Consider the following 6,934-nt stretch of genomic DNA (forward strand, 5'->3'; position numbering starts at 1 on the left):
CCCGCGCCACCGGCCGCACCACCGCCACCGCCTGCCGCCGCGCCACCGGCACCGGCCGCACCGCCGGCCGCACCGCCGGCCGCGGGTGGGTACGACGGGGCCGAAGCGGCCGCGTCCGGTGTGCGGTTCGACCGTCCGGGCGAGCCCGACGAGTACCCGCTCCAGGCACCCGACCCGCGCTCGGCCCCCGCCCCGGCACCGTCCCCGGAGGCCGCGCCCGCCGTCGCCGCCCCGGCCGCGTCCGGCAAGGTCTGCGTGGCCTGCCGCGCGGGCCGCGTCGACGACGACGGCTACTGCGAGAACTGCGGACACGCCCAGCCCCGCGAACGCGACCACATGGAGCAGGAGTCGGGCCCCGTGGCCGCGGTCAGCGACCGCGGGCTGCGCCACCACCGCAACGAGGACGCCTTCCGCGTCGGCCACACCGCGCTGCCCGACGGGACGCCCGCGACCGTGGCGATCGTCTGCGACGGCGTCTCCTCGGCGACCCGCCCGGACGACGCCTCCCTCGCCGCGTCCCGCGCGGCCGGCGAGTCGCTGCTCGCGGTCCTGCCGCGCGGCACGCACCCGCAGCAGGCCATGCACGACGCGATCGTCGCCGCCTCGCACGCCGTCAACGCCCTGGCCGACGAGCCCGCCACGGCCCGCGAGCAGGCCCCGCACCAGAACGCCCCGGCCTGCACCCTCGTCGGCGCCGTGGTCACCTCGGACCTGCTGGTCGTCGGCTGGGTCGGCGACAGCCGCGTCTACTGGGTGCCGGCCGACCGCGGCACACCCCCCGCCCGGCTCACCGAGGACGACTCGTGGGCCGCGCAGATGGTCGCCGCGGGCCTGATGAACGAGGCCGAGGCGTACGCCGACGAGCGCGCCCACGCGATCACCGGCTGGCTCGGCGCCGACGCCTACGAACTGGAGCCGCACACCGCGTCGTTCAAGCCGGACCGCCCGGGTGTCGTCGTGGTCTGCACGGACGGCCTGTGGAACTACGCCGAGTCTGCCGAGGAGATGGCCCGCGCCGTACCCCTCGACGCCGCCACGCGCCCGCTGCACAGCGCGCAAGTCCTGGTCGGTCACGCCCTGGACGGCGGTGGCCACGACAACGTAACAGTGGCCGTCGTGCCGTTCCCGGCCCCGCCCGCGGGGGCAGGATCCGGCTGAGGCCTCGCGGACCGCAGGGGGCGGTCCGCGCCACCAGCCATCACCCCACCACCGTGGGGGACGTAGAGGGGGATGCGATCCGGCATGGCCAATTTCTCGAAGTCGAACGTGCCTCAGTTCTCGGTGGACGTCTACCAGAACGAGTACCTGCCCGAGGGTGGCCGCGAGGTCAACGCGATCGTCACGGTCACCGCGACCGGCGGCGGCACGATCGGAAGCGCGGTGGCCGCGCCCCATCTGTACGCGCCGGGCCGGGGGCCGTCCGCCGCCGTGGCGCTGATGGTCGACTGCTCGGGCTCGATGGACTACCCGCCGACCAAGATGCGCAACGCCCGGGACGCGACGGCCGCCGCGATCGACACCCTGCGCGACGGCGTGCACTTCGCGGTGGTCGGCGGCACGCACGTGGCCACGGAGGTCTACCCCGGAGGCGGCCGGCTCGCGGTCGCCGACGCCACCACCCGGGAGCAGGCCAAGCAGGCGCTGCGCAGGCTGAGCGCGGGCGGCGGCACGGCCATCGGCACCTGGCTGCGGCTGGCCGACCGGCTGCTGTCCACGGCGGACGTCGCCATCCGGCACGGCATCCTGCTCACCGACGGCCGCAACGAGCACGAGTCGCCCGAGGACCTGAAGGCGGCGCTCGACGCCTGCGCCGGACGTTTCACCTGTGACGCCCGGGGCGTGGGCACCGACTGGGAAGTGAAAGAAGTCACAGGCATCGCCTCCGCCCTGCTCGGCACCGCCGACATCGTCGCCGATCCGGCGGGCCTGGCCGCGGACTTCACGGGGATGATGGAGACGGCCATGGGCAAGGAGGTCGCCGACGTGGCGCTGCGCCTGTGGACGCCGGTCGGCACCACCGTGAGGTTCGTCAAGCAGGTCGCCCCCACGGTCGAGGAGCTGACCGGCCGCCGCACCGAGGCGGGGCCGCGCTCCGGCGACTACCCCACCGGGTCCTGGGGCGACGAGTCCCGTGACTACCACGTCTGCGTGGAGGTACCGGCCGCGAACATCGGCCAGGAGATGCTGGCCGCCCGGGTGTCGCTCGTCGTCCCGGAGCCCGGGGGCACCGCGCAGAACCTCGGCGCTCAGGGTCTCGTACGGGCCGTGTGGACGGACGACATGGTCGCGTCCACGTCGATCAACCCCCAGGTCGCCCACTACACCGGGCAGGCCGAACTGGCACAGGTCATCCAACAAGGGCTGGATCTGCGCAAAGCGGGAGACATCGACGGAGCGACGGCCAAACTGGGCCGCGCCGTCCAGCTGGCGGGAGCCTCCGGAAACGCGGATACGGCGAAACTGCTTGCGAAGGTGGTGGACGTGGTCGACGTGGCGGCAGGTACTGTGCGACTGAAAGCGAAGGTCGAGGAGGCCGACGAGATGACTCTCGAGACCCGGTCGACGAAGACCGTTCGCGTGAAGAAGTAGCGACAAGCTCCGCAAGAGGGGGAAGCTCCGACATGCCGACCTGCCCGAACGGACACCAGTCGGGTTCCGACGACTGGTGCGAGGTCTGCGGTCACCGCATGGCCGGTGCCGTGCCGCCCCCTCCGCCGCCACCGCCCCCGGGCGGCGGTTACGGCTTCCCGCCGCCCGCCGGTCCCGGCGGCCAGGGCGGTCCCGGTCCCGGTGGTCCGGGCGGCCCCGGCGGGGAACCGCAGCTGTGCCCGCAGTGCCGCACGCCCCGCGAGGGCGGTGCGCCGTTCTGCGAGGAGTGCCGGTGGAACTTCCTCACCAACACCGCCACCTCGTACACCCCGGCGGCCCCGCGCCCGCCGGCGCCCGGTCCGGGGCCGCGGTTCCCGCAGCCGCCGGGCGGACCGTCGTACGGCGGCGGTGACGCGTACGACTACCAGGGCTCCCGCCCGTCCCAGATGAACCGTCCCGCCGAGCCGATCCCGCCGGGCCCGCCCTACGGCGGCGACCCGTCGGTCCCGGGCGGTCAGGGCGGCCCCGGCCAGCACGGCCCGAGTGGTCCCGGTGCTCCCGGCCAGCACGGCCCCGGTGGTTCCGGTGGCCCCGGTCAGTACGGGCAGAGTGGTCCCGGCGGCCCGGGTGGTCCCGGTCCGCACGGTCCGGGTGGCCCCAACGGCCCCGGTCCGCACGGTCCCGGCGGCCCGAACGGCCCCTCCGGCTACCCCGGCCCCGGCGGCCAGGGCGGTCCCTCCGGCTACGGCTACCCCGGTCCCGGCGGCCAGGGTGGGCCTTCCGGTCCGCCGGCCCCGCCCGGTTTCGGCGGCGACCCGTCGCGGCCGGTTCCGCCGCCGCCCGGTCCCGTCCCGCCCCCGCCCGGTCCTGGTGGCCCTGGTGGGCCCGGTGGGCCGGGAGGTCCCGGCCGTCCCGGTGGCCCCGGTGGTCCCGGCGGGCCTCCGCAGGCGTTCCAGCAGTCCGCGCCCCCGGCCCCGCCCGGCTTCCCGCAGGAGACCGGCCGCCCGCAGCAGGGCGGGGGCACGCAGCAGGGCGGCGGTCCGTCCTTCGGCGGCGGTGACGACGACTGGGTGCTCTCCCCGCCGTCCGGCCCCGGCGGCCCCGCAGGGCCGGGCGGTCCCGGAGGGCCCGGCGGTGGCTACGGCTATCCGCAGCCCGGCGCCACCCAGGCCCCGCCCGGCCACGGCTTCCCGCCGGGGCCCCAGCAGCCGGCGACCTGGACGGCGACCATCGGCCCTGACCGCGACTACTTCATGGCGATGATGCAGCGCTCCGGCCCCGAGGCCGCGGGTCTGAACCTGCCCGCGTACTCGCCCGAGCAGCAGCGCACGCTCACCGGCAACCAGATCACGATCGGCCGCCGCCGGCACTCCACCGGCGACACCCCGGACATCGATCTCGCGGTGCCGCCGGAGGACCCGGGCGTCTCGCACCAGCACGCGGTGCTCGTGCAGCAGCCGGACGGCAACTGGGCGGTCGTCGACCAGAACTCGACGAACGGCACGACGGTCAACGGCGGCGACGAGCCGATCCAGCCCTTCGTGCCGGTGCCGCTCCAGGACGGCGACCGGGTGCACGTCGGCGCCTGGACGACGATCACGGTCCGCCGCGGCTGAGGCGGGCGCGGGCCGCGTCAGGTGAAGGGCCAGGCGTAGGGGCCCTCCGGGTCGTCCAGCCAGGCCCAGGCCCGCTCGCCGCGGACGGTGACGCCGTAGCGCTCGCGCCGGGGGGCGTCCTCGCGCTCCCACAGCGCGTACGCCTCCTGCGGGTCGAGGCTGCCCCGCGTCAGCGCCAGCAGGAACCGGAACAGGTCGTCGTCGCGGGCCCGGCGCGGCACCCCGCCGAGGCCCGGCGGCTCCGGCTCGGTCCGCCCGGCGCCGCGCAGCGGCACGAAGTAGGCCGGTGTCTCCAGGAAGTGCCCCTCGGCGTGCCCGGCGTCGCGGACGGTGAGCGCGATCAGCCCGGTGGCGAGCGGCGCCAGGACGCGCGCTCCGGGCCGGCACTGGACGAGCCAGGCGCGCGGGACCGCCGGCAGCGCGCAGGTGGCGATGATCCGGTCGAAGGGGGCGCGTTCGGGCACCCCGCGCGCCCCGTCGCCGGTGACGACGGCCGGGTGGTGTCCGGCGGCGGTCAGGTGCCGGCGGGCCGACTCGGTGATCTCCGGGTCCAGGTCGACGGTGGTGACCAGGCCGTCGTCGCCGAGCCGGTGGGCGAGCAGGGCGGCGTTGTAGCCGGTGCCGGCGCCGATCTCCAGGACCCGGTCGCCGTCGGTGACCTCCAGTGCCACCAGCATCATCGCCATCAGCGACGGCTGGCTGCTGGAGGAGAGCAGCTCGCCGTCGCGCAGCCGGGTGGCGAGCGGGACGTCGGCGTAGGCGCCGCGCAGCCAGCGCTCGCGGGCCGCGGGGTCGGGGTGCTCGCCCCACCGGCGCTCGTAGCCGCCCCGGACGCCGACGTAGTAGTAGGGCACGAAGAGGTGGCGCGGGACGGTCGCGAAAGCCTCCCGCCAGACCGGGTCGGCCGTCCAGGCGCCGGTCAGCTCGATCTCCCGCACCAGCTCCGCCCGCGCGGAGGCGGCGAGGCCTGCCAGGTCCTGGTGCCCGCCCATGCCTCCACAGTAGGGCCCGGCCCGGTCGCCGCGGGCGGTTCACGAGTGCTCCGGGGGCGGAGGTCCTAAGTCTCAAGGCCTATGCCGCCCGGTCTGAGACCATGGACGGCGTGAATGAGATTCGGCGCGGCACGCTTCAGGAGCAGACCTTCTACGAGCAGGTCGGCGGGGAGGAGACCTTCCGCCGGCTCGTCCACCGTTTCTACGAGGGGGTCGCCCAGGATCCGGTTCTGCGGCCGATGTACCCGGAGGAGGACCTCGGGCCGGCCGAGGAGCGGTTCGCGCTCTTCCTCATGCAGTACTGGGGCGGCCCGACGACGTACAGCGAGAACCGCGGCCATCCCCGCCTGCGGATGCGGCACGCGCCCTTCGCCGTGGACCGTGCCGCGCACGACGCGTGGCTGAAGCACATGCGGGTGGCCGTCGACGAGCTCGGTCTGTCCGAGGAGCACGAGCAGACGCTGTGGAAGTACCTGACGTACGCGGCGGCCTCGATGGTCAACACCGAGGGCTGACCGCGCCGAGGTTGCCGGCTCCCGGGAGCCGATGAGCGGATTCCGGTCCCGCATCGCCGGAATCCGGTCACGATCCGGTCAATTCCGCCCCTCAAGCGCTTACCGGCACCGTGGACCCTCTGACAACATCACCGAAAGGTCTGGACAACGGCGCCGGGGGGCCGGGTGGCGGGGAGCGGGGGCATCACGGGGTTCGTGCTGCTGCGCGCGCGGGCGCACCGCCTGCTGCTCGCCGCCGCGCTGCTCACCGTCCTGCTGACCACGGCGGTACTGGCGACCCTGGCCGCCTACTCGGGCGCGATCGGCGACGCCTCCCTGCGGCACGCCCTCGCCGACCCGCGCAACGCCGCCGACACCGCGCTGATCGTCAAGGCGGACGTCCCCGAGGACGGACGCGAGGACGCCGACGCCACCGTGCGCGAGGGCGCCCGGGACACCTTCGGCGGGCTGCCGGTCACCGTCCGCACCCTGATGCGGTCGGGCCCCTACGCCCTGCCGGGCACCCTGCGGCCGCACGGCGAGCAGCCCGGCGACAACCCGGACCTGACGTACTTCGCGGCACTCGACCCGGCGCAGGTGCGGATCACCGAGGGACGGATGCCGCGCGACGGCGGCCCGGTGACCGAGATCGCGCTGCCGACGGCCGCCGCCGAACGCCTCGCCGTCCGGACCGGCACCCGCCTCACCCTCACCGACCGGTTCGACGGCCCGGCCGTGCGGATCGAGGTCACCGGCCTCTACCGGCCGGCCGAGGCCGCGTCCCCGTACTGGGACCTGGACGACCTCGGCGGACGCGGCATCAAGCAGGGCGGCTTCACGACGTACGGGCCGCTGCTCACCACCCCCGGTGCGCTGACCGGCGGCCGGGTGAGCGCCGGGCCGTCCGGGTGGCTGGCGACGGCGGACTTCTCCACGGTCACGGCGGACCGGACGGACGCGCTGGGCGAGGCGGCCCGGGACGGCATGGCGTGGCTGCGCGGCCGGCCCGTCCTCAGCGGTACGACCGCCTCGGCGACGTCCCTGCCCGAGGTGCTGGACCGGCTCGACCGCTCCCTGCTGGTGTCCCGCTCCACGCTCCTCGTCGTGGCGCTCCAGCTGGCCCTGCTGGCGGGCTGCGCGCTGCTGCTGGTGGCCCGGCTGCTGAGCGCCGAACGCGCGGGCGAGCTGCGGCTGTTGCGGGCGCGGGGCGCCTCCCGGGCCCGCCTCGGACGGCTCGCCGCGC

At 75.8% G+C, this 6,934-nt stretch carries 5 protein-coding genes and 1 pseudogene; 5 read left to right on the top strand and 1 reads right to left on the bottom strand.

Annotated features, from left to right (window positions below):
- From GTW67_RS20815 to GTW67_RS20825, 3 genes are all read left to right on the top strand, one after another.
- On the top strand, positions 1 to 1,158 hold a 1,158-nt coding region (locus tag GTW67_RS20815), incomplete at its 5' end, for a PP2C family protein-serine/threonine phosphatase (protein WP_161166315.1).
- Between the two features lie 84 nt (positions 1,159 to 1,242).
- Positions 1,243 to 2,589, top strand: a complete 1,347-nt coding sequence (locus tag GTW67_RS20820) for a VWA domain-containing protein (RefSeq protein ID WP_161166316.1) — start codon at positions 1,243 to 1,245, stop codon at positions 2,587 to 2,589.
- Between the two features lie 32 nt (positions 2,590 to 2,621).
- Positions 2,622 to 4,205, top strand: a complete 1,584-nt coding sequence (locus GTW67_RS20825) for an FHA domain-containing protein (RefSeq protein ID WP_161166317.1) — start codon at positions 2,622 to 2,624, stop codon at positions 4,203 to 4,205.
- A gap of 17 nt (positions 4,206 to 4,222) precedes the next feature.
- On the opposite strand, the gene GTW67_RS20830 is transcribed toward GTW67_RS20825, so the two are convergent.
- The gene (locus GTW67_RS20830) at positions 4,223 to 5,197 is read right to left on the bottom strand and encodes a methyltransferase domain-containing protein (RefSeq protein ID WP_161166318.1); all 975 of its coding nucleotides are present in this window, start codon (positions 5,195 to 5,197) and stop codon (positions 4,223 to 4,225) included.
- Between the two features lie 101 nt (positions 5,198 to 5,298).
- Here GTW67_RS20830 and GTW67_RS20835 point away from each other — a divergent pair, with 101 nt between their 5' ends.
- Entirely contained in the window at positions 5,299 to 5,712 is a 414-nt protein-coding gene (locus GTW67_RS20835) for a globin (RefSeq protein WP_161166319.1), read from the top strand.
- Positions 5,713 to 5,907: 195 nt separating this feature from the next.
- Positions 5,908 to 6,934 (top strand): annotated as a pseudogene (locus GTW67_RS20840) (ABC transporter permease); the annotation flags it as partial.

Origin of the sequence: Streptomyces sp. SID5910 (genome assembly GCF_009862125.1) — a bacterium.
Classification (GTDB): domain Bacteria; phylum Actinomycetota; class Actinomycetes; order Streptomycetales; family Streptomycetaceae; genus Streptomyces.